The organism is Melissospora conviva (genome assembly GCF_049523535.1).
GTDB lineage: Bacteria > Actinomycetota > Actinomycetes > Mycobacteriales > Micromonosporaceae > Melissospora > Melissospora conviva.
Genome location: NZ_JBLLDT010000006.1, coordinates 208,939 through 233,471, shown reverse-complemented (window position 1 = coordinate 233,471; position 24,533 = coordinate 208,939). Strand labels below are relative to the sequence as shown.

Sequence of the window (24,533 nt, the reverse complement as noted above, 5' to 3'; positions counted from 1 at the left end):
TTTGCGGAAATCACTTAACAAAGAAAAGGTGAGCCCGTGGACGAGATGGACTGGGCGCTGCTGCGCGAACTCCAGGCCGACGCGCGGCTGTCGTACAGCGAACTCTCCCGCCGGGTGCACCTCTCGCCGCCGGCCGTCGCCGAACGGGTCCGGCGGCTGGAGGAGTCGGGCGTCATCTCCGGCTACCACGCCCACGTGGACCTGACCCGCGCCGACCGGGCGGTGATCGCGCTGATCCGGATGTCCTGCTACGGCCCGCGCTGCATCCTGCACGACACCGAGGTGCCGCAGTGGCCCGAGATCCTGGAGATCCACCGGATCACCGGAGACGCCTGCAGCATGCTCAAGGTGGCCGCCGAGTCGATCACCGGATTCGAACGGGTCATCGACCGGCTCGCGCCGTACGGGCAGCCCTCCAGCACGATGGTCCTCTCCACGCCGCTGAGCTGGCGTCCGATCACCCCGCTGCCGCACGACCCGCCGGCCCCCGGCCGCCGCCGCTGAACCTGCCGCCCCCGGCCGGCCACATCGTGAGCCCGGCGGGTGGGGCGGTGCCCCTGGCCGCCGCGCCGGTGGGCGGCGCGCCGCCGCCGCGCCGGTGGACAGGTCGCGGGCGCGGTTTGCCACCGGACCAGCGGGAAAGCAGTCCCCGCACCCGGTGCCGAGATCGCACCGGGTACGGGGAGGAGATCGTGATGTCTCGCTGTTCAGCTCTGCCGCGCCGCCTCGGCGGTGCCGCCGCCGCGGCCACCATGACCGGGGCGCTCTGCGTGCTCACGGCCGGGCCCGCGCTCGCCGCCGACACCTTCGTGGAGGTGAACCCGAGCACCGCGCAGGCCGGCAGCCGGGTGAACCTGCGCGCCAGTTGCGGCGACAACAACAACCGCCAGGCCGACGTGCAGTCCGAGGCCTTCGGCCGGATGATGTTGCGCCCGGACAACGGCTTCCTGACCGGTTCGGTCACCATTCCCGGCAGCAAGGCCGCCGGTGACTACCCGGTCAACCTGACCTGCCAGAACAACAACACCGCCAGCACCACCCTCACCGTGGTGACCATGAGCCAGCCCGCGAAGGGCCCCGCCACCGGCGGCGGGGGCACCGCCGACGGCAGCAACACGCTCCTGCTCGCCGGGGGGATCACCGCCACCGCGCTGGTTGTCGCCTTCGGCGCGTACCGGGCGCAGCGCCGTCGTACGGACGGCTGATCGCGCGGCCGATGGGACCGCAGCGGGCGCGCGGCGGGCGGCACCGCGCGCGGCCGATCCGGTCGGCGCTGCGCGGGTCGCTGACCCGCGGCGGGCGCATTCTCCGGCAGGCCTCGGCCGCCAGCGTCGTGCAGCCGGCACCGCCACCACCGCGGCCGATCGGCGGCGGGGGGCGCAGCCGGCGGCTGATCCACCGGCCCCGGCCGGGCGCGGCGGTCGTCGCGATCATCACGGTGATGGTGCTGATCGTCTCGGCGCTGGCCATCGAACGGGTGGCCGGGGTGACACTGCTGCCCAGCGGGCTGACCGCGGGCCTGCGGCCGCCGCCGAAGAAGTTCCCGGTGCTGCCGGCGAGCCCACCGGTGTCGATCGCGGCGAAGCGCATCGACCTGAACGCGCAGATCCATCCGGTCGGACTGGCCGCCGACGGCAGCATTGGCGTGCCCGGCGAGGACCAGGCGCACGAGGCCGCCTGGTACGAACAGAGCCCGACCCCCGGCCAGTACGGCCCGTCGGTGATCGTCGGGCACGTCGACAACCGGTCCGGCCCGGCGGTCTTCCACGGGCTCAAGGAGCTGCGCGCCGGGGACGAGGTGGACGTCTCGCGGGCCGACGGCTCGACGGCGGTCTTCGCCGTGGACGCGGTGAAGCGCTACGACAAGGAACGCATCCCACCCGACGAGGTCTACGGCGACTTCAGCCGCCCCAACCTGCGCCTGATCACCTGTGGCGGCCGGTGGGTCGGCGGGCAGACCGGCTACAGCGACAACGTGGTGGTCTTCGCCACCCTGGTGCGGTCGCGGTGAGCGCGGCGGCTCAGACCGGCTCCGGCTCGCGCGGGTCCAGCCAGTACGACCAGCGCGGGTCCGCGGGGCGGTGGCCGAGCACCCGCCAGGCGGCACCCTTGGGGGCGGCCGGCGGGACCGCCAGGCGCCAGCCCAGCTCGGCGGTGGTCCGGTCGCCCTTGCTGTGGTTGCAGCGGGCACAGGCGGCGACGACGTTCTCCCAGCTGTGCGGGCCGCCGCGGCTGCGCGGCATGACGTGGTCGATGGTCTCGGCGGGCCCCTGGCAGTAGGCGCAGCGCCAGCCGTCGCGGGCGAAGATCGCCCGCCGGGAGAGCCCCACGTGGGTGCGGTAGGGAACCCGGACGAAGCGGGTCAGGCGGACCACCGAGGGGACGGGCAGCGCGTCGTGGGCGCTGTGCAGGTATCCGTCGCCGTCGGCGACACAGACCGCTTTGGCGGTGAGGACGAGGATCGCGGCGCGGCGTACCGACACGACACAGAGCGGCTCGTAGGTGGCGTTGAGGACCAGCGCCGCAGAGCCCCGTCCGGGTCGTATGTCAGGCATCGCTCGCACCCTTCACGCCGCGTTGTCCGCTTCCCGTGGATCCCCTTCGTCGACGACCGGCTGATGTGGGATCCGGCGCCGGCCGACACCGGTGCGGTCACCCGCACAGGTGCGTCAATCGTCCCCGATCGAGGGGCGCATTGCACGCGGTAATCACGCCAATTCTCTGTGTCCGACGGCAGTCGGGCGACGGGACACGCCCCACCCGGTGCCGGGGTGAGCGCCGGGCATCCGGCGAGATGCGGTACGAAGACACAGTGAGCGCCTTGACTGATCCGACCCCGAGCCCTTCGCTCGCCCCCAGCGCCGTTCCGGTGCCCTCCGAGTCACCGAGCACCCTCTGCCTCGACGACCCGTCCTGCCAGTGGCTCTACGACCTGACCGGCGTGGCCTGGCTGGCCGAGAGCAGCTACTGGGTCGTGATCAAGCCACTGCGCATCCTGATGATCATCGCCATCGCCGCGCTCCTGCGCTACCTGCTGCAACGGGCGATCAGCCGGCTGGTCCGCACCACCTCCGACACCACCGTCCCGGCTCTGCTCAAGCCGCTGCGGGAGCGCACCCCCACCGCCGCGGTCCGCGATCCGGCCACCTTCGTGCCCGAGCGACGCCGCCAGCGCGCCGCCGCGATCGGGTCGGTGCTGCGCAGCGGGGTGACAGCGATCGTCTTCTCGGTGGCGGTCCTGCTGGTGCTCTCCGAGCTGAACTTCAACCTGGCGCCGCTGCTGGCCAGCGCCGGCATCGCCGGCGTGGCGATCGGCTTCGGCGCGCAGACCCTGGTCAAGGACCTGATAACCGGCCTGTTCATGCTCCTGGAGGACCAGTACGGCGTCGGCGACACCGTCGACCTCGGCGAGGCGACCGGTGTGGTGGAGTCGGTCGGGTTGCGCACCACCACGGTGCGCGACGGCCGGGGCGTGCTCTGGTACATCCGCAACGGCGAGATCACCCGGGTCGGGAACAAGAGCCAGGGCTGGGCCCTGGTCGTGGTCGACCTGCCGATCGGCTTCGCCGGCGTGGAGGAGGCGAACGCCGTGCTGCGTACCGCGGCCGCTTCGGTGGCGCTGGATCCGGAGCTCTCCTCGCTCATCGTCGAAGGCCCTGACGTGCTCGGCATCGAACAGATGACCGTCGACGGCGCCACGATCCGGACCACCGTCAAGACCACCTCGGAGGGGCAGGGCGCGGTCGCCCGGGAGCTGCGCCGCCGGCTGGCCGACGCCCTGGAGAACTCCGGCATCACCCAGCAGCTCGCGGTGGGCCGGATGCTGCCGCGCCCCGCCACCCCGGCCGGCAACGAGACCGCCGGCCCGACCTGACGGCGGTGCCGGTGTGGGCCGCCACACCCGCCGCGCGGCGGCCCGCCCGGACGGCACCTGGCAGGATTGAGGTGTGACTGCTTCAAGCGAGCGCGAGCAGAGCCGGGAATCGACGGCCGAGCCGCAGACGATGTTCGAGGCGATCGGCGGCGAGCCGACCTTCCGTCGGCTGGTCGGCGAGTTCTACATCGGGGTGGCGGGTGATCCGCTGCTGCGGCCGATGTACCCCGAGGAGGACCTCGGCCCGGCGGCGGACCGGCTCGCGCTCTTCCTGATGCAGTACTGGGGCGGGCCGCACACCTACTCGCAGCGCCGGGGACATCCCCGGCTGCGGATGCGGCACGCCGACTACCGGGTCGGGCTCGCCGAGCGGGACGCGTGGCTGCGTCACATGCGCCACGCGGTCGACCAGTTGGAGCTGCCCGCCGAGCACGAGCAGGCGCTCTGGGAGTACCTGGAGCGGGCCGCCAACTTCCTGGTCAACACCGACGAGGCGGGCTGAGCGCCGGGCGCCGGCCACGGCCGGCAGCCGGCGGTTAGAGCAGGCCGCCCTCGTCGTAGAGCCAGTCGACGAAGCCCGATGAAGCGGCGGCGCCGGTGGTGAGCAGCTCCATCAGGAGCGCCTCGTGCACCCCGGCGCCGAGGGGCACCTGGACCTCGGCGTAGATGGGCAGCTGACCGCGCTCGGTGGGGTCTCCCATGTACGCCTTGCAGAAGCGCCGGGTGTGGTTCCACTCGTTGACAACCCGGTAGGCGCGGTCGGCCCAGTCCGGCGGGACGGTCGCGTGTGGACGTGCCCGCATGACCAGGATCTCGTCGTCAGGGCCCTCCAGGGCGAACAGCACCGCGTGCCGCTCCCACATCGCCATCAGGTTACCGGCGCCGTCGCTGAGGTAGCGCACGTCGAGCAGGTCCAGCACCGCGCCGATGCGCTGCAGCGTCACGGGCGCGACCACCGCCGGCAGGCTCCGCATCTCGGCCCGGTCGGCGCCGAGGCAGCCCTCCTCGGACTCCCGCTGGGCGGGGGCTCCGATGCGGACGGCCGCCTCCTGCACGGTCCGGCTGCGGGTATCCGAATCCCCGCCGCCATGACCCGGGCGCCAAGACCACCAAGGCATCATCTGCGCACCTCACTCCCGAGCGGATCCGGTTGCCTACGATGCGTTGATTGGATCCGCGGGACGACGGTACCCGTACAGCCGGTTCAAAGCAGCCCCCCAACGGCCGCACCAAACTGGACAGCCGAGGAGGCATCCTCCGAACGGCTAGCTGCCCATCGGTCGAATGGTCAGGTTGTTGACGCTCTGCCACCATGCCGCGCCGAAGGGTGCGCAAAGGCCGGTCCATCGCCCGGCGATTCGCACCTGCGCCACGCCGGTCGCCTCCACCGGACCGGTGAACCTCATCCGGACGACCGCCTGCACCAACCGCTGGGAGACCTCGACCCGCTCCGGCCCGTCGGCGCCGGTCACCACCAGCGCGACGTGGTCCAGCAGCGCCTCCCGCAGCGCCCGCTGACCCACCGCCCGGCCGGCGACCCCCTCCCGCTCCGCCGTCCGCAACGTCCCCGCTGCAGCGGCCGCAAGCCGGCGTACCTGCTCCACCGGAATGCTCTCCACCGCCTGCGCCGCCGCCGGCGGCAACGGCCAGCGCCACTGCTCGTCGCGGCGCGCCGGCAGCTCGGCACCACCGGCGGCGAGCACGGCGAGCAGCTGCGCCGCGGCCACCGTCACGTCGCCGGGACCGGCCCCGGCGACCGTGCGGGTGACGAGCACACCCCACGGCAGCCGGGCCGCCAGCGTCGTTCGCGCACCGTCGGGCAGCGACCGCAGCCGCACCGGGGCGGCCGGCTCCAGCCGGGTCAGCCGGGCCAGGAAGGCCCCGGCGTCCCCGATGCCGGTCAGCCCGTGCCCCGGCGCCGGACTCATCGCCGGCACCGGCGCCACGTCACGCCTGGGCCCCGGAGATCAGCTGCGGCGGGGCGTACGGCGTCATGAACTGCCACTCCCGCTCCGTCAGCCGCCGGGGCGACTGGCTGCGCAGGTCGAAGGGGACCAGCACCGAACGGGCCCGGCTCGCCAGCACGTCACCGCTGTACAGCTCATAGGCGAGGGTGACCCGCGACGGGCGCAGCTCCTCGATCCAGAGCTCGATGCGCACCGACGGCGGGGCGCCGGTGGCGAACTGGCCGAAGTCGTAGCCGACCGGGCGCAGATAATCCACCTCGTTGCGGCGGATCACCATGCCGTCGGCGAACGAATCGGCCCCCGCCTCCTGACCGGCCATGCAGATCAGCGCCACCCGCGCCTCCTCGTAGAGGGTGAGGAAGCGCGAGTTGTTCAGGTGCCCGTAGGCGTCCAGGTCCGACCAGCGCAGTGCGACCTGGTGGACGAAGCGCCGCGGCTCGACGACGGGCTCAGTCACGGGTCAGCTTCCGGTAGGTGATCCGGTGCGGACGAGCGGCCTCCGCCCCCATCCGGTCGATCTTGTTCTTCTCGTACGCGTCGAAGTTGCCCTCGAACCAGAACCACTTCGCCGGGTTCTGGTCGTCGCCCTCCCAGGCCAGGATGTGGGTGGCGACCCGGTCCAGGAACATCCGGTCGTGGGAGATCACCACGGCGCAGCCGGGGAAGTCCAGCAGCGCGTTCTCCAGGCTGGAGAGGGTCTCGACGTCGAGGTCGTTGGTCGGCTCGTCGAGCAGGATCACGTTGCCGCCGATCTTCAGCGTCAGCGCCAGGTTCAGCCGGTTGCGCTCACCGCCGGAGAGGACCTTGGTCGGCTTCTGCTGGTCCGGGCCCTTGAACCCGAAGGCCGCCACGTACGCCCGCGACGGCATCTCGACCTTGCCGACCATCAGGTGGTCGAGCCCGTCGGAGACGATCTCCCAGACCGTCTTGTCCCCGTCGAGACCCTCACGGTTCTGGTCGACGTAGGACAGCTGGACGGTCTCACCGATCTTCACCGAACCCGACGTCGGCTGCTCCAGCCCGACGATGGTCTTGAAGAGCGTGGTCTTGCCGACACCGTTCGGGCCGATGATGCCGACGATGCCGTTGCGCGGCAGCGAGAAGCTCAGGTTGTCGATCAGCACCCGGTCGCCGAAGCCCTTGGTCAGCTCGTGCGCCTCGATCACCGTGTTGCCCAGGCGCGGACCCGGCGGAATCTGGATCTCCTCGAAGTCCAGCTTGCGGGTCTTCTCCGCCTCGGCTGCCATCTCCTCGTACCGGTCGAGACGGGCCTTGGACTTGGTCTGGCGCGCCTTGGCGTTGGAGCGGACCCAGTCCAGCTCGTCGGCGAGACGCTTCTTCATCTTGGCGTCCTTGCGCCCCTCGATCGCCAGGCGGGCGGCCTTCTTCTCCAGGTAGGTGGAGTAGTTGCCCTCGTAGCCCACGGCCCGGCCGCGGTCGAGTTCCAGGATCCAGCCGGCCACGTTGTCGAGGAAGTACCGGTCGTGGGTGATGGCGATGACGGTGCCGGCGTACTTGGCCAGGTGCTGCTCCAGCCACTGCACGCTCTCGGCGTCCAGGTGGTTGGTGGGCTCGTCGAGCAGGAGCAGGTCCGGCGCCTCCAGCAGCAGCTTGCAGAGGGCCACACGGCGGCGCTCACCACCGGAGAGCTTGGTGACGTCGGCGTCCGGCGCCGGGCAGCGCAGCGCGTCCATCGCCAGCTCCAGCTTGGAGTCGATGTCCCACGCGTCGGCGTGGTCCAGCTCCTCCTGCAGGCGCCCCATCTCCTCCATCAGCTCGTCGGTGTAGTTGGTCGCCATCTCCTCGGCGATGGCGTTGAACCGGTCGAGCTTGGCCTTGGTCTCGGCGACGGCCTCCTCGATGTTGCCGAGGACCGTCTTCTCCTCGTTCAGCGGCGGCTCCTGCGACAGCATGCCGACGGTGTAGCCGGGCATCAGCCTGGCCTCGCCGTTGCTGGGGCGGTCCATCCCCGCCATGATCTTGAGCAGGCTCGACTTACCGGCGCCGTTCGGACCGACCACGCCGATCTTCGCGCCCGGCAGGAAGCTCAAGGTCACGTTGTCCAGCACGACCTTGTCGCCGTGGGCCTTACGAGCCTTTTCCAGGACATAGATGTACTGGGCCACGATGTGCGCCTACCTCCGTAGTAATTCCATTGGGCGGTGGGACTGCTGCCGCCGAGCCGCGTCAATCCTGGCAGGTGACGGGTGTGCCGCCAACTTCACCCCTGGTCCGGCCCGCCGGCGGCGAGGCGCGCCGCGAGATTCCCGGCAATCGGGGCACTTTGTTGGCATGATCACCAGGAGCCTTACCCTCAAGGAAGCCCGGGCAACAAGCAACAAACGGGTACGCGGCCCCGCAGCTACTGTCGGTATGTCCAGCGGCCGAACCCGTAATCACCGGAGGTGGCGATTGTGACGGTCCGAAGCCAATTTGTCGTCGTGGCGAACCGTCTTCCCGTGGACGAGGTGAACACGCCGCAGGGGCGGCAGTGGCGCCGCAGTCCCGGCGGACTCGTCACCGCGCTGCATCCGGTGCTCGCCGAGCACCAGGGAACCTGGGTCGGCTGGGCCGGCGGCACCGGCGCCGCCCCCGAACCGTTCGAGCTGGAGGGCATCCGGCTGCACCCGGTGCCGCTGAGCGCCGAGGAGCTCGAGCGCTACTACGAGGGGCAGTCCAACGCCACCATCTGGCCGCTGTACCACGACGCGGTGGAGACCCCGGCCTACAAGCGCCGCTGGCGGGAGGCGTACCGGCTGGTCAACGCCCGGTTCGCCGAGGCCGCGGCGGACGTCGCCGGCGAGGGCGCCACGGTCTGGGTGCAGGACTACCAGCTGCAGCTGGTCCCGGCGATGCTGCGGGAGCTGCGGCCGGACCTGCGGATCGGGTTCTTCCTGCACATCCCGTTCCCGCCGATCGAGCTGTTCATGCAGATGCCGCTGCGCGCCGAGGTGCTGCGCGGCCTGCTCGGCGCCGACCTGGTCGGCTTCCAGCAGCGGCTCGCGGCGCAGAACTTCGTCCGCCTCGCCCGGCACCTGCTCGGTCTGCGCTACGAGGGGCAGATGATCCAGGTCGACGGCCGGCAGGTGAAGGCCGGCGCGTTCCCGATCTCCATCGACGTGGCCGAGATGGAGCGGATGGCCGCCGACCCCGCCGTGCAGGCCCGGGCCAAGGAGATCCGCGCCGAGCTGGGCAACCCGGAGACTGTCATCCTCGGCGTCGACCGGCTCGACTACACCAAGGGCATCGAGCAGCGCCTCAAGGCGTTCCGGGAGCTGCTCTCCGACGGAAAGCTGACAGTTCCCGAGGCGGTGATGATCCAGGTCGCCACCCCCAGCCGCGAGCGGGTGGAGCACTACCAGACGCTGCGGGTGAAGGTCGAACGCGAGGTCGGGCGCATCAACGGCGAGTACGGCCGCGTCGGCGTGCCGGCCGTGCACTACCTGCACCAGTCCTACAGCCGCACCGAACTCGCGGCGTTGTATTGTGCCGCCGACGTGATGATGGTGACCCCGCTGCGAGACGGAATGAACCTGGTGGCGAAGGAATACGTGGCGTCGCGCGCCAACAACGGCGGCGCGCTGGTGCTCAGCGAGTTCGCGGGGGCCGCGACGGAGCTGCGGCAGGCATTCCTGTGCAACCCGCACGACCCGGACGGGGTCAAGGACGCACTGCTGCGCGCGGTCCACGTGGACCGCACCGAGGCCCGGCGCCGGATGCGGCTGATGCAGCGGCATCTGCGCAGCCACGACGTCGGCCACTGGGCCCGGTCGTTCCTGACCGAGCTGGGAGTTCCGGACACCGAGGAGACGGCGTGAGCCAGACCGCCACCGACGAGTCGCCGGCTTCCGCCGACGACCTGGACCCGGAGCTGCGGGCGGCCATCGGCCGCATCGCCCGGGTGCCGCAGCTCCTGGTCGCCTGCGACTACGACGGCACCCTCGCCCCGATCGTCGAGGACCCGAGCCGGGCGGTGCCGCTGCGCGAGTCGGTCGCCGCCGTCCGCGCGCTCGCCGCGCTGCCGCAGACGACCGTCGCGGTGGTCTCCGGCCGGGCGCTGCGCGACCTGGCGGCGCTCTCCCGCCTCCCCGGCGAGGTCCACCTGGTGGGCAGCCACGGCTCCGAGTTCGACATCGGCTTCGTGGAACGGCTGCCGCCGGACCTGATCGCGCTGCGCACCCGGCTGCGCAACGAACTGCGCGAGCTCACCGCCGGCAAGCCGGGCATCCGGATGGAACGCAAGCCCGCCAGCATGGCGGTGCACACCCGCGGCGCCGACCCGCAGCTCGCCGACGAGGTGATCGAGGCGATCCTGGCCGGGCCGGCGACCTGGGACGGCATCACCGTCACCCGGGGCAAGGCCGTCGTCGAGCTGTCGGTGGTCACCACCCACAAGGGCACCGCCCTGGATCAGCTGCGCACCCAGCTCTCGGCCAGCGCGGTGCTCTTCATCGGCGACGACGTCACCGACGAGAACGCCTTCGGCAACCTGCACGGCCCCGACATCGGCATCAAGATCGGACCGGGCGAGACCCGCGCCGGCTACCGGGTCGCCGAGCCGATCGAGGCCGCCCGCGCCCTCGGCCTGCTGCTGGAGACCCGCCGCAACTGGCTCTTCGGCGAGCGCGCCGTGCCGATCGAGCGGCACTCGATGCTCGCCAACGGGCGTACGGTGGCGCTGCTGACCCCCGACGCCCGGGTGACCTGGCTCTGCCACCCGAAGCCCGACTCGGCGGCGATCTTCGCCGACCTGGTCGGCGGCAACCCGGCCGGGCACTTCAGCGTCACCCCGCTGCGCGGCGGTATCCCCCTCGGGCAGCGCTACCGGCGCAACACGATGACCGTGGAGACCCGCTGGTCCGGGCTGACCGTCACCGACTGGCTGGACCTGCCGACCATCGACACCGCCGACACGGACTCCCCCGGCGTCGGCGACTCGGTGCTGGTCCGGATGCTCACCGGGCACGCCCCGGTCCGGTTGGAGTTCGCGCCGCGCCCGGAGTTCGGGCAGATCACCGTGCAGCTGCAGCCACTCGGCGACGGCCTGCTGGTGCTCGGCTCCAGCGAACCGGTCTCGCTCTACTCCCCCGGCGTGCAGTGGCAGGTCGACAGCGACGGCGGCTTCCAGACCGCCCGGGCCACCGTCGATCTCGCCGCGCTCGGCGGCTCGCTCACCCTGGAGCTGCGCTTCGGTTCGCACAGCCTCGACCACCCGCGGCTGCCGGTGCTGGAACGGCAGAGCCGCGCCGAGCGGCCCTGGCGGGACTGGGTGGCCGACCTCGAGCTGCCCACCAGCGCCCGGGACCTCGTCGCGCGCAGCGCGCTGACGCTGCGCGGACTCTGCCACCAGCCGACCGGCTCCATCCTCGCCGCCGCCACCACCTCCCTGCCGGAAGAGCTCGGGGGGGTGCGCAACTGGGACTACCGCTACTGCTGGCTGCGCGACGCGGCGATGACCGCCCGCGCCCTGGTCGACCTCGGTTCACTGGCCGAGGCCGAAGCGTTCCTGCGCTGGGTGGACGGCATCGTCGAACGCACCGGCGGGCACCCGGAGCGGCTGCACCCCCTCTACACCGTCGAGGGGCACGAACTCGGCGCCGAGGCGGTCATCGACACCCTCCCCGGCTACGCCGGCTCCCGCCCGGTGCGGGTCGGCAACCTCGCCAACCACCAGCTCCAGCTCGACGTCTTCGGCCCGATCGCCGACCTGCTGGCGGCGGTCGCCGACCGGCGCGGCTCGGTACGCGACAGCGAGTGGCGCGTCCTGGAGGCGATGGTCGAGGCGGTCCGGCGGCGCTGGCACGAACCGGACCACGGCCTGTGGGAGGCGCGCCTGCCACCCCGGCACCACGTCTTCTCCAAGGTGATGTGCTGGATGACCGTCGACCGGGCTCTGCAGGTCGTCCGCCGCCACGGTGGCGAGGACCGGCCCGAGTGGGTGGAGCTGCGCGACCGCATCGGCGAGAACGTCCTGGAGTACGGCTGGCACCCGGAGGCCGAGGCGTACAGCGTCGCCTACGGCGATCCGGAGATGGACGCATCGTCGCTCTGGATCGGCCTGTCGGGGCTGCTGCCGGACGACGATCCGCGCTTCCTCTCCACGGTGCTGCAGATCGAGGCGGACCTGCGCAGCGGCCCGGTCGTCTACCGCTACCACTGGGACGACGGCCTGCCCGGCCGCGAGGGCGGCTTCCACATCTGCACGGCGTGGCTGATCGAGGCGTACCTGCGCACCGGCCGGCGCGCCGACGCCGAGGAGCTGTTCCGGCAGATGATCGACACCGCCGGCCCGACGGGGCTGCTGCCGGAGCAGTACGACCCGATGGCCGAACGGGGCCTGGGCAACCACCCGCAGGCCTACAGCCACCTGGGTCTGATCCGCTGCGCCCTGATGCTCGACGGCATGATCACCCCCAGCGACGGCGGAGTGCTCACCCCGTCCGCCTGACATCGGGCTCCGGCGCCCGTATCCGCCGCGCTATCAAGGGCGCGGCGGATACGGGCGTCGTGCGCATCCAGGCGCAGGGACGCCGTCCGCGGGTGCTCCCGCCCCGGCGTTGATCCGGTGCTCAGGCCGCGTCGAGGGCGGTGACCACGTCGCCGATAACCACGATGGCGGGAGGCCGGATCCCGGCCTCGGCCGCGGCGTCGGCGACGGTGCCGAGCGTGGCGCGCAGCGTCCGCTGGTCGCCGGTGGTCCCCTCCTGCACGACCGCCACCGCCACGCCGGCGTCCCGACCGCCGGCCAGCAGGGCGGCGGTGATGGCGGGCAGGTTCTTCAGCCCCATCAGCAGCACCAGGGTCCCGCGCAGCGCCGCCAGCGCCGGCCAGTTCACCAGCGAGTCGGGGTGGCCGGGCGGCAGGTGCCCGGAGACCACCGTGAACTCGTGCGCCACCTGGCGGTGGGTCACCGGCACCCCGGCGGCGGCGGGCACCGAGACGGCGCTGGTGACGCCGGGCACCACGCTCACCGGCACCCCGGCCGCGGCGCAGGCGAGCAGCTCCTCGCCGCCGCGGCCGAAGACGTACGGGTCGCCGCCCTTGAGCCGCACCACGGTCGCGCCGGCCAGGGCCCGCTCGACGATGATGCGGTTGATCTCCTCCTGGGTCCGGGACGGGCCGTACGGGATCTTGGAGGCGTCGACGAGTTCGACGTCGGCGCGCAACTCGTCCAGGAGCAGGCCCGGTACGAGCCGGTCGGCGACCACCACGTCCGCCTCGGCGAGCAGCCGCCGCCCCTTGACGGTGATTAGCTCGGGGTCGCCGGGGCCGGAGCCGACCAGCGCCACGCTGCCACCCTCGGCCGGCTCCCCCGCCGCGGGCACCGGCGCGCCGGCGGGCTGCCGACGGCTGCCGGCGTCGGCGAGCAGCGCGCGGACGGCGTCGCGGACGGCCATCGCCCGGCGCGGGTCACCTCCACCGAGCACGGCCACGGTGACCGGTCCGCTGCGGGTGACCGCGGGGGTCCAGGCCGAGGCGGCCTGCCGGTCGTCGGCGCGTACGCAGAAGATGCGGCGCTCCTCGGCGGCGGCGCTGATCTGCGCGGCGGCGGCCGGGTCGTCGATGGCGACCTGCACCAGCCAGGTGTCGTCGAGGTCGTCCGGGCGGAAGGCGCGCGGCGACCAGCTGAGCCGGCCGGCGGCGATGTGGCCGTGCAGGGCCGGGGTGACCTCGGGCGCGACCAGCGCCACGGCGGCCCCGGCGTCGAGCAGCGCCGGCACCCGGCGGGCGGCGACGGTGCCGCCACCGACGACGAGGACCCGCCGGCCGGCCAGCCGCAGTCCGAGCGGGTAGGGCTGAGGGTCGTGCGGGGTCTGCGGGTACGCCATGCCCGCGATCCTGCCGGTCGGCGCGGACGCCGGACAACGCGGCGCGTACGTGGGCCGCGTCACCACCCTGAACCTGATGAATACATGTCATGATTTTCCGCGATTTCGCCTAGCTTCGAAGGGGTGAGACAACGCCCCCTGGACACCGGAGCCAACTGGTTCGTCGCGGTCTTCCGCGCCGGCATCATCGTCGGTGTCGTCATCGCGGCCCTACTCCTGCCGCTCGCCGCCGTGGCCGGGCTCGGCATCAAGAGCGGCACCGGCAAGTTCGAGAACCGCAGCGAAGAACTGCGCAACGTCGTGCCGGCCCAGACCTCGTACGTCTACGCCAGCGACGGCAAGACGCTGCTGACCATGTTCTACGAGGAGCACCGCCGCTACACCAGACTCGACGACATGTCCCCGCACCTGCAGCAGGCGATCGTGGCTGCCGAGGACACCCGCTTCTTCCAGCACCCCGGGGTGGACGCCAAGGGCATCGCGCGGGCCTTCGTCGCCAACTCCCAGTCCGGCGGTGTCTCCCAGGGCGCCTCCACGCTGACCATGCAGTACACCCGGCTGGCGCTGCGCGACAGCGCCAAGACCCCGCTGGAGGCACAGCAGGCGACCGAGCAGACAACCGCGCGCAAGGTCCGCGAAATGCAGACCGCGCTCAACCTGGAAAAGGTGATGAGCAAGCCGGAGATCCTGGAGAAGTACCTCAACGCGGCGTACTTCGGCCACCGGGCGTACGGCGTCTACGCCGCCGCGGAGATCTTCTTCTCGAAGGCGCCGAAGGACCTGACCGTCGTCGAGGCCGCCACTCTCGCCGGGCTGGTGAAGTCCCCCTCCGAGTACGATCCGGCGAGCTCCGACCAGAAGGAGGCCCGGGACCGGCGCAACTGGGTGCTGGGGCGGATGTCGGAGATGGGCTACCTCGCCCCGGGGGAGACCGCCCAGGCCCAGAGCGAGCCGATCCGGCTCAAGCTCACCAACCCCCCGAACGAGTGCGTCTCGGTGCCGAAGTCCAAGAACAACTGGGGCTTCTTCTGCGACTACCTCAAGAACTGGTGGATGAGCCAGCCGGCGTTCGGGGACAACTCCCTGCAACGGGAGGACAACCTGCGCCGTGGCGGATACCGGATCGTGACCAGCCTCGACCCGAAGATGCAGGAGGTCGCGGAGAACCGGGTCCGCGCCAAGGAGGGCGACCGCAGCCCATTCGCCCACGGTCTGGTGCTGGTGGAACCGGGCACCGGCCGGGTGAAGGCGATGGCGGTCAACCGGGTCTACTCGCTGGACCTGGCCGGCAATGCCCCGAACTCCAACCCGGCGCTGCGCCGCCAGGACATGAAGGGCAACTATCCGAACACGGTGACTCCGCTGCTCGGCGGCGGTGACCTGCCCGGCTATCAGGCAGGGTCGACCTTCAAGATGTTCACCATGCTCGCCGCCCTCCAGGCCGGCATGCCGCTGGACACCGCGATCGACTCACCGCATCGCTACCAGTCCCGGGTCTATTCGGGCTGGGCGCCGTCGAACGCCAGCGGTGCGATGACCGGCCGGCAGACCATGTGGTCCGGTTTCGGCAAGTCCGTCAACACCTACTTCGTGCAACTGGAGGAGCGGGTCGGCGCGGAGAAGGTGGTCCGCCTCGCCGAGCAACTGGGGCTGCGCTGGCGCACCGACGTCGACCGGGACCAGGCCTCCCCGGAGAAGGCCAACAAGTGGGGGGCGTTCACCCTCGGCGTGTCCGACGCCACGCCGCTGGAGATGGCGAACGCGTACGCGGCGATCGCCGCCGACGGCCGCTACTGCGACGCCACCCCGGTCGTCTCGGTGACCCGCCCGGACGAACAACCGGCGACCTTCACCACCACCAGTGGGATCAGCCATGAGGTGGCCAAGCCGAGCTGCCGCCAGGTCCTGAACCAGGAGGCGGCACGGGCCGCCACCGACGCGGCGCGCTGCCCGGTCGGGGACAAACCGGCGAAGGGCTCCTGCGGTGGCTGGTCGACCGCCGACAGCGTCCGCGGCACCACCGGACGGCCGGTGGCCGGCAAGACCGGTACGACCGACAGCACCCGTTCGGCCTGGTTCGTCGGCTACACACCGGAGCTGGCTGCGGCGAGTTTCATCTCCGACCCGGACAACCCGTTCAACGCCGTCGGTGACGCCCAGTCGCAGAAACCGGTGAACTCGGTCGCCGAGACGCTGCGCGACGCGCTCAAGGATCAACCGGTGAAGAACTTCAAAGCCCCGTCGGGCCGGCTCGCCGGCTGACCACGGCGCCGCCCGGCACCACGGGCGCAGGGCTCGGGCGCGGATCCGTGAGTGCCGGGCGGTAGCCTCGTGGCGTGTACCGGTTCCTGTTCACTGCCCGCTGGCTGGGCTTCCTCGCGCTCGCCGTGACCGCGGCGGTGGTCATGGTCTTCCTCGGCAACTGGCAGCTGAGCCGGTACGAGGAACGGTCGGCGATCAACAACCGCATCGACGCGGCGACGGGCGCCGTACCGGTGCCGCTGGACCGGCAGGTGCCGGCGCCGACCGGCGCGGCCGGCACGGCCGGGACGGGGCCCGCCGAGGACGCGGCCTGGAGCCGGGTCACGGCCACCGGCCGGTACGACACCGAGAACCTGATCCTGGTCCGCGGCCGTACGGTCAACGGCACGGTCGGTTTCGAACTGGTCGTCCCACTGCTGCTCGACGACGGCACCGCGGTACTGGTCGACCTGGGTTGGATCCCGCCCGCCTCCGGCGGTGATGCGCTGGCCCAGCCGCAGGTGCCGCCGATCGCCGGCGGTGAGGTGACCGCCAACGGGCGGGTGCACCTGACCGAGAGCCGGCCGGGCGAGGTGAGCCGCCGTAACGGGAAGCTGGAGACCCGCCGGGTGGACGTGGCGCGGCTCGCCGCCGAGCTGCCGTATCCGGTCTACGGGGCCTACATTCTGCTGGACGAGCAGATCCCGGCCGCCGATCCGGTTTTCCAGGCGGTGCAGATCCGTCACGAGAACAACTGGCAGAACCTCGGCTACGTGGTGCAGTGGTGGCTCTTCGCGGCGATGACGCTCTTCGCCTACGGCTGGGCGGCGCGACGGGAGGCGCACGGCATCACCGGCAAGAAGCCGGAACCGCTGGACCGGGCCGCCGAACCGACCCCCGCCCACCAGCAGAGCTGATCCGGCGGCGGGAGCCCGCCACCTGCCGCAGAGCTGATCCAGTGGCGGGAGCCCGCCCACCTATCGCAGAGCTGATCGCGGCTGGGCGCGCCGCCGGCGCCGCGCCCGTAGGGGCACGACGCCGGCACCGGGTTCACGCGGCCGCCGGTTCCTCGATTCGCAGGCCTCGGGCGCGAACGTCGTCCGCGATGCGGGCCAGTGACGCGTCGAGGGCGCAGAGGGCGGTGGAGAGCTCACCGAGCTGATCCTTGAGCGTGGCCTCGGACCACGCGGAGACGTCGACGTCCCCCAGAGCACTGACCACGGCGTTGAGCCGCTCGACTGCCTCGTTCGTACTCATGTTCGAAAGCCTAGCGGAAACGACGGGCGTCTACCCCCACTTTCGCCCGATTTTCTTCTCGGCGTGGCGGGTTCAGCCTGCGGTCCGGCCGGCGCGCGCGACCTCGGCCAGCAGCAGGGTCTCGGCGAGGCAGACCCGGGCGAACTCTCCCAGGTGCAGGCTCTCGTTGGGCCCGTGTGCCCGCGAGTCGGGGTCCTCGACGCCGGTGACGAGGATCGCCGCGCCGGGGAACATCTCCTGGAAGGTGGCGATGAACGGGATCGAGCCGCCGATGCCGACCTCGACGGGCGCGGTGCCGTCCCAGGCTGCCTGGAACGCGGCGCGGGCCGCGTCGTACATGGGGCCGGTGGTGTCGATGACGCAGGGCTGCCCGTCGTGTTCGAGCGTGACGGCCACCTGCGCGCCCCAGGGCGCGTGCTTCTCCAGGTGCGCCACGAGCGCCGCGTACGCGGTGGTGGCGTCGTCGCCGGGAGCGAGGCGGAGGCTGAGCTTGGCCTTGGCGGCCGGCACCAGGGCGTTCGGCGCTTCGGCGGTGGTCGGGGCGTCGATGCCGAGCACCGCCAGGGCCGGCTTGGTCCAGATCCGGTCGGTGAGCCGCCCGGTGCCGATGAAGGAGACGCCTTCGGCGAGGCCGGCTTCGGCGCGCAGCCGGTCGGCCGGGTAGTCGACTTCGGCGCCGGTGCGGCCGGCGAGCCCGGCGACGGCGACGTCTCCGGCGTCGTCGTGCAGGGTGGCGAGGAGCTTGGCGAGGGTGGTCAGCGCGTCGGGCACGACTCCGCCGTACATGCCGCTGTGCACCGGGTGTTCGAGGGTACGGACCGCGACGAAGCAGTTGATGATGCCGCGCAGCGAAGTGGTCAGCGCCGGGACACCGATGTCCCAGTTGACCGAGTCGGCGATGACGATGACGTCGGCGGCGATCTCGTCGCGGTGCTCGGCGAGGAGACGTTCCAGCGAGTCGGAGCCGTACTCCTCTTCGCCTTCGATGAAGAGCGCCACGCCGACGGGCAGGTCGTCGCCGAAGGCGCGCAGGGCGGCGATGTGGGCCATGACCCCGGCCTTGTCGTCGGCGGCGCCGCGGCCGTAGAGCCGTCCGTCGCGCTCGACGGGCTCGAAGGGCTCGCTCTCCCAGAGGCTGCGGTCGCCGACGGGCTGCACATCGTGGTGGGCGTAGAGGAGGACGGTGGGGGCCCCGTCGGGGGCCGGCTTGCGGCCGATCACCGCGGGCTGCCCGCCGGAGCTCACGATCCTGGTGTCCAGCCCGCAGCCGCGCAGCAGTTCGGCGACGGCCTCGGCGGAGCGTACGACGTGGGAGTGGTCGAATCCGTCGAAGGCGACGCCGGGGATCCGGACGAGTCGTTCCAGGTCGGCGCGGACGCCAGGCATTTCCCGCTCGACGGCGGCACGCAGCTGGGCTTCGGTCATCGTCTTGGTCATGACCGCGATCGTATGCGCTCTAGTTGCCGGCTCCGGGGCGTCGGCCCTTACCGGTAGCCCCCGATACCCAGGTACGCGCCCGCGCGGCCCCTTCTCCGGCCCAGGCGCCAAGGTCGGTGGCACCGTCACCGAGGCGGCGCAGCAGTCCGACGAGCGGGTCGGTGGAGTTGCTGAACGCCTCCCGGTAGGACTGGGCCGCGGCTTTGACCTCTTCGGTGACGGAGGCGTCGGCGTCGGTGTCGCGCCGCGGGTACTCGCCGGCGATGATCGTGGCGTACCCGCCGGAGTCGATCCAGCGGCGCAGGTCGGCGGCGCGGGCCACGGGCACGGGGTGGCTGCTGCCGGCGGTCATCCGCAGCTTGTGCAGGCTGTCGCGCAGGTCGCCACCGCCGGCGTACTCGGCGGCCTGTTCGAGGAAGGCGGCGGTGTCGATCTGGCTGAGGTCGCCGCCGCCGGCGAGCTTCATCAGCAGCCGCAGTGAGGCTGCGGGGTCCTGCCCGGCGAGCAGGCCCGCCCGGTCGGCCGAGAGTTCGGCCTTGCGCCACCACTCCATCATCGCGGCGATGATGCCGCGCAGGGCGAGGGCGCCGACGGGCAGCCAGCTCAGGTTCGCCGCCCAGCCGCTGACGATGATCAGGATGGTCCTGTAGAGGGCGTGGCCGCTGCCGACGTGGCCGAGTTCGTGACCGAGCAGGCAGCGCAGTTCGGCGTCGTCGAGTTGCTGCACGCAGGCGGAGTTGACAACGATGAAGGGCTTGTCGAGCCCGACCGCCTGGGCGTTTAGGTGCGGCGACTGGGCGACGTAGAGCTCGGGCAGGGTCGGCATGTCGAGGGTCGCGGCGGCTTCGGCGTAGATCTTGTGCACTCGCGGGTACTGCCGGTGGTCGACGCGGATGGCGCTGGAGAGCGCGGAGAGGCGGAAGGCGCGTTCGTTCCACATGCCGAAGAAGGAGCGGACGACGTCGTCGAATCCGCGCAGCTCCCGGAGCGCGACCAGGGCCCCGCGGTCGGCCGGGTGTTCCCAGGCCCGGGAGCTGATGCCGGTCAACGTCACCCGGCGCCGAGCCGGGACCTCCGCCGCAGTCATAGGTGTTCCTCCATAGCGCCGCTTGCCTGGCATCGTGCCGCAGTCTGGTGTGTGCCGTCCATCACCTTCCCGGCCTTGATCGACCGCCTGCGGGCTTTCGTCCCCATTTCAGGGCAACCGCAGAAAATGCAGCCGAGGGTCGAAGGCCGGTCCCGCCCCGCCCGGGTCCGGTTCGACCGCCGCTCCGTCGACGACGACGTCGGCGGCGGCCCGGGTGCCGTCGGTGCGGTGGTGTTCCTGCTCGATGCCGTGCCAGCGGCGCAGTTCGGGCAGGATCTGCTCGCCGTCGCGGCGCAGTGCGCGGGCCAGCCGCAGCGCGGGCGGGGCGGTGACGAAGACCGCGAGGCTGAGTTCGGGCCGGACGGCGGCGCGGGCGGCGGTGACTCCTTCGAGGATCAGCACCGGGGCGACCGGCACCGGCACGGGTCGCGGGTCGAAGGCTTCCCGGCGCCAGTCGTAGCGCCGGTAGGCGCCGGGTCTGCCGTGGCGCAGCGGGGCGAGGACGTCGTTCTCCAGCCGGGGCCAGAAGGTGAGCTGGTCGGCCCAGCCGTCGAGCAGGTCGTCGGTGTGCACCAGGGGTGGCCGCTGCCCGGTGGCGGCGGCGAGGGCGTCGGCGAGGTGCGCGGCGAAGAGGCTCTTGCCGGCCCCGCTGGGCCCGTCGACGGCGACCAGCCGGGTACGCCCGAGCCGGGCGGGCACCGTCAGCACCTCCCCCGCGAGCTGCTCGTACGTCTCGACCCGGGTCTGCTCAGCGGAAGCTGCGGGGTGTGGAGGCATCTGCGGCGTCACGAGGCTGGTCCGCCGAAGCGGTGTGGCAGGTGTGCGGCCCTCGCCGCCGCGGCCGGTGCGGTTCTGCGAGCCGCGATGCCGGTGATCAGCACGCCTCGGGCGACGCAGAGCCCGGCGGAGACGGCGAGCGCGCCGAGTCCGACCACCCGGGCCAACCGCGCGGCGCGCCGCAGGTGCTGCTCCTGCGGCCGGGGCCCGTCGCCGATGAAGGGCCGGGACGCTTCGGCGGCGTCGCTGTCGCTCGGACCGCCGAGGCGGACGCGCAACGCACCGGCGAGCGCCGCCTGGCTCTGCCCTGCGCCCGCCACCGGGTGGTCGTGTCGGTCCCGCCGCCAGATGCGCCACGCCTCGGCGGTACTGCCACCGGCCAGCGACGCGGCGGCGACTGTCAGCAGTCCCGTCAGCCGGGCCGGCACGGCGTCGACGAGCGAGACAGCGCCGCCGGTGACCCGCACCAGGGCCGGCTCCCCGCTGCGCAGGGCCCGGCGGTGCGCCGATCTGATCAGGTGTTGCGCGGTCAGACCGGGCAGCCCCGCCACGCCCGTCCAGAAGAGCGGGGCGACGACCTGGCCGCAGGTGCGCAGCGCGAGCGTCTCGACCGACGCCCGGGCCCGGTGACTGCGATCGGAGATCGCGGCCTCGGCCGGCACCACGCCCTGCGCGCAATCGCCGGGGCCGCGACCCGCGACGTCCCGGCTGACCTCACGCGCCCGTACGGCGGCCCAGACTCCCAGGGCGGTGACGGCGGCGCGGGCTGCCGGTTGACGGCGGGTGGCGACGGTGACGGCGGCGGTGGCAGCGGCGAGCAGCACCGGCGCGGCCACGGTCAGCGCGGTCGGGACCGCGCCCGCCTCGGCCTCGGGTGCGCCGGCACCCGGCCCGCTCTTCCCCTGGCGGGGCCGGGTGTCGTGCTCGCCGCTGCCCGGTCCGCCCTTGCCGGGGCGCAACCGGATCCGGGTCGGCAGTCGTCGGCGACGCGGATCGCCGAACAGGGCGTCGAGGACATAACCGGCGGCCATTCCGGCCGCCGTCGCCACCGTGCTCTGCATCCGCGCCACCCCCCGTCGACAGCCTAGTGACCGCTTTCGCCTTGCCGGCCGGTGAACCTGTCACCCGCCGGCCGCAATGACAGGTCTACGCCGGTCCTGCCACTGCCTCGCCGTCGGCCGCCGGCCGGCCGGCCGCAGCGGTCGAGGCAGCTCAGGCCGGCACCGGTGTACGGGGACGGCCACGCCGTGCCCGCGTACCCGTCTTCGGCGACCCGGCCCCGGGCCCGGCCTCCGGCTCGGGGGCGACGTGCTCCCCGAAGGGCGAGCCGTCCCCCGGGGCGACGTGCTCCCCGAAGGGCGAGCCGTCCGCGTCGCCGCAGCTCGCGGCGCCGGTCTGCTCGTCGTCGTCGACATCGCCGGTGCGGTCGTCGTCGCCGTCGTCACCGGGCTCGGTCTCGTGCTCCGGGTACTCGCTCAGCTCGTCGTCACTGCCACCCGGCATCGGCTGCGGACCCGCGTCGTAGCGGGAGCCGGCGCCCGCCGTGCTCTCGGCAGCGAAGTCGAACTCGGCGTCGAAGGCGTGCCCCTCCCCCGCCGGAGCCTGGGCCGCCGGCACCGCGACGGTGGCCTCGCCGTGCACCCGGTTCTCGGTCTCGGCGTCCTCGACGGTGCTGGTCGTCGGGGCGGGCCGGTTGCGCATGAAGCGAGCCCGGCCGCGGGCAAGGTCGTGACCGACGGCGACCGCCTCGAGCTCGTAGACGGTGCGGTGGTTGCCCTCGTCGTCGGTCCAGTCGCGGGTGTAGAGGCGACCGACGACCACCACCGGGTCGCCGACCATCACCGAGGAGGCGACGCCCTCGGCGAGCTTGCGCCAGCAGTTGACCCGCACGCGCAGCGAGTTGCCGTCCACCCAGCGGCCGGTCTCGCGGTCGAGCCGGCGGGCGGTCGAGGCGACCTTGAAGTTGGCGACCAGGGCGTTGCTCTGGGCCGTCCGCCGCCACTGCGGGGCGGTCAGCACGTTGCCCACGATCGTCACATTGGTATCGAACATGGTCCCTCCATGGGGATTCGTCGGTTCATAGCGCCGAGCCTGCGCCGACCGCCCCCCTCCTGAGCACCGGCTGTCGCCGACGTTGTGGACAACGCGCGCCCCTGTGGAAAAAGACCTGATCAAGCCGTTGCCTGCTACGCCCACCGCCGGGGAGCACCGGCCGGCGCCGGAAACGGCGGGGTTCCCCGCGCCGACGCCAGCGCGTAGCGTCCGCGTCATGGAACCGGACGTTGTCATGGAACCGGACGTTCTCGGGCAGCCGTACGAACGGCGGACGATCGACCTGGCAAGTGACGACGAAGGCCCGGTGGTCGCCACCCTGGTCCGCCGGTTCGCCGAGCACCGCAGCGGCCGGGCGGTGCTCTACGTGCACGGCTTCGTCGACTACTTCTTCCAGACCCACCTGGCCGACTTCTTCACCGGCCGGGGGTTCGACTTCTACGCCCTGGACCTGCGCAAGTACGGCCGCAGCCTGCTCGCACACCAGACGCCGAACTTCTGCCTCGACGTCAGCGACTACCACCCCGAACTCGACGCCGCGATGGAGATCATCCGGGGCGAGGACGGGGCCCGGACCGTCCTGGTGATGGGGCACTCCACCGGCGGCCTGATCACCGCGCTCTGGGCGCACGAACGGCGCGACGCCGGACTCGTCGATGGTCTCTTCCTCAACAGCCCCTTCTTCGACTTCAACGCCCCCTGGGTGGTGCGCCGGCCGCTGGCCGGGGCGGTGTCGCGGCTGGGGCGCCGCTCGCCGTACCGGATCATCCCGTTCGGGATTTCGGACGTGTACGGCCAGAGCCTGCACGCCGACCACCGCGGCGAGTGGCGCTACGACCTGACGTGGAAGCCGCTGGCCGGTTTCCCGGTACGCGCCGGCTGGCTGGCGGCGATCCGGCGCGGGCAGGGCCGGCTGCGGGCGGGGCTGGACATCGACGTGCCGGTGTTGCTGGCCTGCTCGACCCGGACGTTCCGCGGCAAACGCTGGGAGCAGGGCGCGTCACTGGGCGACGCGATCCTCGACGTCGAGCACATGGTGCGCTGGGCACCCCGGCTCGGCCGGCACGTCACCCTGGTCCGCTTCGACGGTGGCATGCACGACCTGACGCTCTCCGGCCCGGAGGTGCGCGAGCAGGTCTTCACCGAGGCTGGCCGCTGGATCGACGCCTTCCTGCCCGCCCCGACCGCCCCCGACCCGGACCGCGCGGAGGTCCCGCTCCCCCGACAGGCCTGACCTGCCCGTACGCGGTCGGGTGGCCCGGCCGCTGGACAAGCGGCGGACGGCACTCGCAGCCGTACGCGGAAAAACCTAAGATGTGCGTGCCAGCGATATGTCCGCAGCAGCCCGGTCCACGGGTCGCGGCGGTAATCTGCTGGCGCGGCACGTCGCGCGCCCGTAGCTCAGCGGATAGAGCAGGAGCCTTCTAATCTCTTGGTCGTAGGTTCGATTCCTACCGGGCGCACCAACAAGAAGCCAGTTCACGGATCGGCTCGGGAAGCTGGTCGCGCTGCCATCGGCACTCACGCCGCCCGGCCTCGTCGCGCTCGGTCTCCGGTTGCCTGCATCATCTTGACCTCACCTCGGGTCCAGGCGCGGACGTGCTCGATGGCCCGGCGTGGTCGTGGGTCCCCGGGCCGGACGGCTTCGAACAAGTCGAGGACGTGCTCCGCGCAGACGCCACCCCGAGAGCCGGCAGGTGATGATCGGAGTCAGTGAGGTTTCCCCTCCACGCCAGTTCTCGGTCCGCTCAGTACACTCGCCGCGTGTCTGATGAGCCTTACGAATTTCTTGTGGAACGTCTGATCATGGCATTGGCCGCACAGCTTGGCGCTACGGAGCCGGCCGATCTTGCCCCTGAGGCAGCCGACGCGCTGTCCGATCTGAATAGGTCCGAAACGGATCTGATCTTCGGTCATGCCGGCCACCTTGCTCATTACGACCGCGGGGGGGGGGGGGGGGGGGGGGGGGGGGGGGGGGGGGGGGGCGGGGGGGGGGGGGGGGGGGGGGGCGG

The 24,533-nt window shown here is 72.2% G+C and carries 23 protein-coding genes and 1 tRNA gene; 11 read left to right on the top strand and 13 right to left on the bottom strand.

The features are described from left to right. The first annotated feature begins 36 nt into the window (after positions 1-36). The 3 genes from ACK8GG_RS16050 to ACK8GG_RS16040 all read left to right on the top strand — a co-directional run bounded on the left by ACK8GG_RS16050 (position 37) and on the right by ACK8GG_RS16040 (position 2,011). The gene (locus tag ACK8GG_RS16050) at positions 37-504 is read left to right on the top strand and encodes an Lrp/AsnC family transcriptional regulator (RefSeq protein ID WP_440355187.1); all 468 of its coding nucleotides are present in this window, start codon (positions 37-39) and stop codon (positions 502-504) included. A 248-nt stretch (positions 505-752) separates the two neighbouring features. Next, complete coding sequence (locus tag ACK8GG_RS16045) at positions 753-1,205, top strand: hypothetical protein (protein ID WP_440351742.1); 453 nt, start codon at positions 753-755, stop codon at positions 1,203-1,205. An 11-nt stretch (positions 1,206-1,216) separates the two neighbouring features. After that, on the top strand, positions 1,217-2,011 hold the full coding sequence (locus ACK8GG_RS16040; RefSeq protein ID WP_440351528.1) for a class F sortase: 795 nt from the start codon (positions 1,217-1,219) through the stop codon (positions 2,009-2,011). 10 nt (positions 2,012-2,021) lie between these two features. On the opposite strand, the gene ACK8GG_RS16035 is transcribed toward ACK8GG_RS16040, so the two are convergent. Then, a complete protein-coding gene (locus ACK8GG_RS16035) occupies positions 2,022-2,555 on the bottom strand; it encodes an HNH endonuclease (protein ID WP_440351529.1) in 534 nt (177 codons plus the stop codon). Positions 2,556-2,794: 239 nt separating this feature from the next. Here ACK8GG_RS16035 and ACK8GG_RS16030 point away from each other — a divergent pair, with 239 nt between their 5' ends. Together ACK8GG_RS16030 and ACK8GG_RS16025 are read left to right on the top strand one after the other, a co-directional pair. Continuing rightward, positions 2,795-3,874 carry a mechanosensitive ion channel family protein gene (locus tag ACK8GG_RS16030; RefSeq protein ID WP_440351530.1) on the top strand — a complete coding sequence of 360 codons (1,080 nt, stop codon included), beginning with the start codon at positions 2,795-2,797 and terminating at the stop codon, positions 3,872-3,874. 130 nt (positions 3,875-4,004) lie between these two features. Next, positions 4,005-4,376 (top strand): globin, encoded by a 372-nt coding sequence (locus ACK8GG_RS16025; RefSeq protein WP_440355211.1) that lies wholly within the window; start codon positions 4,005-4,007, stop codon positions 4,374-4,376. 34 nt (positions 4,377-4,410) lie between these two features. On the opposite strand, the gene ACK8GG_RS16020 is transcribed toward ACK8GG_RS16025, so the two are convergent. The 4 genes from ACK8GG_RS16020 to ettA form a co-directional block, all read right to left on the bottom strand. Further along, complete coding sequence (locus ACK8GG_RS16020; RefSeq protein WP_440351744.1) at positions 4,411-4,992, bottom strand: type III secretion system chaperone family protein; 582 nt, start codon at positions 4,990-4,992, stop codon at positions 4,411-4,413. 147 nt (positions 4,993-5,139) lie between these two features. Continuing rightward, on the bottom strand, positions 5,140-5,802 hold the full coding sequence (locus ACK8GG_RS16015) for a DUF8185 domain-containing protein (RefSeq protein WP_440356693.1): 663 nt from the start codon (positions 5,800-5,802) through the stop codon (positions 5,140-5,142). 19 nt (positions 5,803-5,821) lie between these two features. Continuing rightward, positions 5,822-6,298 (bottom strand): acyl-CoA thioesterase, encoded by a 477-nt coding sequence (locus ACK8GG_RS16010; protein WP_440351532.1) that lies wholly within the window; start codon positions 6,296-6,298, stop codon positions 5,822-5,824. Further along, positions 6,291-7,967, bottom strand: coding sequence for an energy-dependent translational throttle protein EttA (gene ettA / locus ACK8GG_RS16005; RefSeq protein ID WP_440351533.1), 1,677 nt, complete (start codon positions 7,965-7,967; stop codon positions 6,291-6,293). The genes ACK8GG_RS16010 and ettA overlap by 8 nt, the downstream gene beginning before the upstream one ends. A 288-nt stretch (positions 7,968-8,255) precedes the next feature. Here ettA and ACK8GG_RS16000 point away from each other — a divergent pair, with 288 nt between their 5' ends. Further along, a complete protein-coding gene (locus ACK8GG_RS16000) occupies positions 8,256-9,659 on the top strand; it encodes an alpha,alpha-trehalose-phosphate synthase (UDP-forming) (protein WP_440351534.1) in 1,404 nt (467 codons plus the stop codon). Beyond that, the gene (gene otsB, locus ACK8GG_RS15995) at positions 9,656-12,289 is read left to right on the top strand and encodes a trehalose-phosphatase (protein WP_440356692.1); all 2,634 of its coding nucleotides are present in this window, start codon (positions 9,656-9,658) and stop codon (positions 12,287-12,289) included. The genes ACK8GG_RS16000 and otsB overlap by 4 nt, the downstream gene beginning before the upstream one ends. Positions 12,290-12,410: 121 nt before the next feature. On the opposite strand, the gene cobA is transcribed toward otsB, so the two are convergent. Then, positions 12,411-13,670 (bottom strand): uroporphyrinogen-III C-methyltransferase, encoded by a 1,260-nt coding sequence (cobA, locus tag ACK8GG_RS15990; protein ID WP_440356691.1) that lies wholly within the window; start codon positions 13,668-13,670, stop codon positions 12,411-12,413. A gap of 123 nt (positions 13,671-13,793) precedes the next feature. On the opposite strand from cobA, the gene ACK8GG_RS15985 reads away from it, so the two are divergent. Further along, positions 13,794-15,932: a transglycosylase domain-containing protein gene (locus ACK8GG_RS15985; protein ID WP_440356690.1), complete on the top strand. Its 2,139-nt coding sequence runs from the start codon at positions 13,794-13,796 to the stop codon at positions 15,930-15,932. A gap of 74 nt (positions 15,933-16,006) precedes the next feature. After that, complete coding sequence (locus ACK8GG_RS15980) at positions 16,007-16,828, top strand: SURF1 family cytochrome oxidase biogenesis protein (protein ID WP_440356689.1); 822 nt, start codon at positions 16,007-16,009, stop codon at positions 16,826-16,828. Between the two features lie 133 nt (positions 16,829-16,961). Here ACK8GG_RS15980 and ACK8GG_RS15975 read toward each other — a convergent pair whose 3' ends face one another. The 6 genes from ACK8GG_RS15975 to ACK8GG_RS15950 all read right to left on the bottom strand — a co-directional run bounded on the left by ACK8GG_RS15975 (position 16,962) and on the right by ACK8GG_RS15950 (position 22,521). Further along, positions 16,962-17,168 carry a hypothetical protein gene (locus tag ACK8GG_RS15975; RefSeq protein WP_440356688.1) on the bottom strand — a complete coding sequence of 69 codons (207 nt, stop codon included), beginning with the start codon at positions 17,166-17,168 and terminating at the stop codon, positions 16,962-16,964. Between the two features lie 72 nt (positions 17,169-17,240). Continuing rightward, positions 17,241-18,593, bottom strand: coding sequence for a dipeptidase (locus ACK8GG_RS15970; protein ID WP_440356708.1), 1,353 nt, complete (start codon positions 18,591-18,593; stop codon positions 17,241-17,243). Between the two features lie 31 nt (positions 18,594-18,624). Then, positions 18,625-19,692 (bottom strand): M48 family metallopeptidase, encoded by a 1,068-nt coding sequence (locus tag ACK8GG_RS15965; RefSeq protein ID WP_440356687.1) that lies wholly within the window; start codon positions 19,690-19,692, stop codon positions 18,625-18,627. A gap of 108 nt (positions 19,693-19,800) precedes the next feature. Continuing rightward, complete coding sequence (locus ACK8GG_RS15960) at positions 19,801-20,469, bottom strand: hypothetical protein (RefSeq protein ID WP_440356686.1); 669 nt, start codon at positions 20,467-20,469, stop codon at positions 19,801-19,803. Positions 20,470-20,477: 8 nt separating this feature from the next. Continuing rightward, the gene (locus tag ACK8GG_RS15955) at positions 20,478-21,530 is read right to left on the bottom strand and encodes a cobalamin biosynthesis protein (protein WP_440356685.1); all 1,053 of its coding nucleotides are present in this window, start codon (positions 21,528-21,530) and stop codon (positions 20,478-20,480) included. A gap of 151 nt (positions 21,531-21,681) precedes the next feature. Then, the gene (locus ACK8GG_RS15950) at positions 21,682-22,521 is read right to left on the bottom strand and encodes a single-stranded DNA-binding protein (protein WP_440356684.1); all 840 of its coding nucleotides are present in this window, start codon (positions 22,519-22,521) and stop codon (positions 21,682-21,684) included. Positions 22,522-22,756: 235 nt separating this feature from the next. Between ACK8GG_RS15950 and ACK8GG_RS15945 the strand changes: the two genes are divergently transcribed. Beyond that, positions 22,757-23,755 carry an alpha/beta hydrolase gene (locus ACK8GG_RS15945; protein ID WP_440356707.1) on the top strand — a complete coding sequence of 333 codons (999 nt, stop codon included), beginning with the start codon at positions 22,757-22,759 and terminating at the stop codon, positions 23,753-23,755. A gap of 156 nt (positions 23,756-23,911) precedes the next feature. Beyond that, a tRNA-Arg gene (locus ACK8GG_RS15940) sits at positions 23,912-23,987 on the top strand. A 55-nt stretch (positions 23,988-24,042) separates the two neighbouring features. On the opposite strand, the gene ACK8GG_RS15935 is transcribed toward ACK8GG_RS15940, so the two are convergent. Next, entirely contained in the window at positions 24,043-24,174 is a 132-nt protein-coding gene (locus ACK8GG_RS15935) for a putative immunity protein (protein WP_440356683.1), read from the bottom strand. Between the last annotated feature and the right edge of the window lie 359 nt (positions 24,175-24,533).

Bases quoted from the DNA above. Each gene is read 5' to 3' on its own strand.
- ACK8GG_RS16045 (WP_440351742.1), top strand. From the start codon at position 753: ATGACCGGGGCGCTCTGCGTGCTCACGGCCGGGCCCGCGCTCGCCGCC.
- ACK8GG_RS16040 (WP_440351528.1), top strand. From the start codon at position 1,217: ATGGGACCGCAGCGGGCGCGCGGCGGGCGGCACCGCGCGCGGCCGATC.
- ACK8GG_RS16035 (WP_440351529.1), bottom strand. From the start codon at position 2,555: ATGCCTGACATACGACCCGGACGGGGCTCTGCGGCGCTGGTCCTCAAC.
- ACK8GG_RS16030 (WP_440351530.1), top strand. From the start codon at position 2,795: ATGCGGTACGAAGACACAGTGAGCGCCTTGACTGATCCGACCCCGAGC.
- ACK8GG_RS16025 (WP_440355211.1), top strand. From the start codon at position 4,005: ATGTTCGAGGCGATCGGCGGCGAGCCGACCTTCCGTCGGCTGGTCGGC.
- ACK8GG_RS16020 (WP_440351744.1), bottom strand. From the start codon at position 4,992: ATGCCTTGGTGGTCTTGGCGCCCGGGTCATGGCGGCGGGGATTCGGAT.
- ACK8GG_RS16015 (WP_440356693.1), bottom strand. From the start codon at position 5,802: ATGAGTCCGGCGCCGGGGCACGGGCTGACCGGCATCGGGGACGCCGGG.
- cobA (WP_440356691.1), bottom strand. From the start codon at position 13,670: ATGGCGTACCCGCAGACCCCGCACGACCCTCAGCCCTACCCGCTCGGA.
- ACK8GG_RS15975 (WP_440356688.1), bottom strand. From the start codon at position 17,168: ATGAGTACGAACGAGGCAGTCGAGCGGCTCAACGCCGTGGTCAGTGCT.
- ACK8GG_RS15970 (WP_440356708.1), bottom strand. From the start codon at position 18,593: ATGACCGAAGCCCAGCTGCGTGCCGCCGTCGAGCGGGAAATGCCTGGC.
- ACK8GG_RS15965 (WP_440356687.1), bottom strand. From the start codon at position 19,692: ATGACTGCGGCGGAGGTCCCGGCTCGGCGCCGGGTGACGTTGACCGGC.
- ACK8GG_RS15960 (WP_440356686.1), bottom strand. From the start codon at position 20,469: ATGCCTCCACACCCCGCAGCTTCCGCTGAGCAGACCCGGGTCGAGACG.
- ACK8GG_RS15955 (WP_440356685.1), bottom strand. From the start codon at position 21,530: ATGCAGAGCACGGTGGCGACGGCGGCCGGAATGGCCGCCGGTTATGTC.
- ACK8GG_RS15950 (WP_440356684.1), bottom strand. From the start codon at position 22,521: ATGTTCGATACCAATGTGACGATCGTGGGCAACGTGCTGACCGCCCCG.
- ACK8GG_RS15945 (WP_440356707.1), top strand. From the start codon at position 22,757: ATGGAACCGGACGTTCTCGGGCAGCCGTACGAACGGCGGACGATCGAC.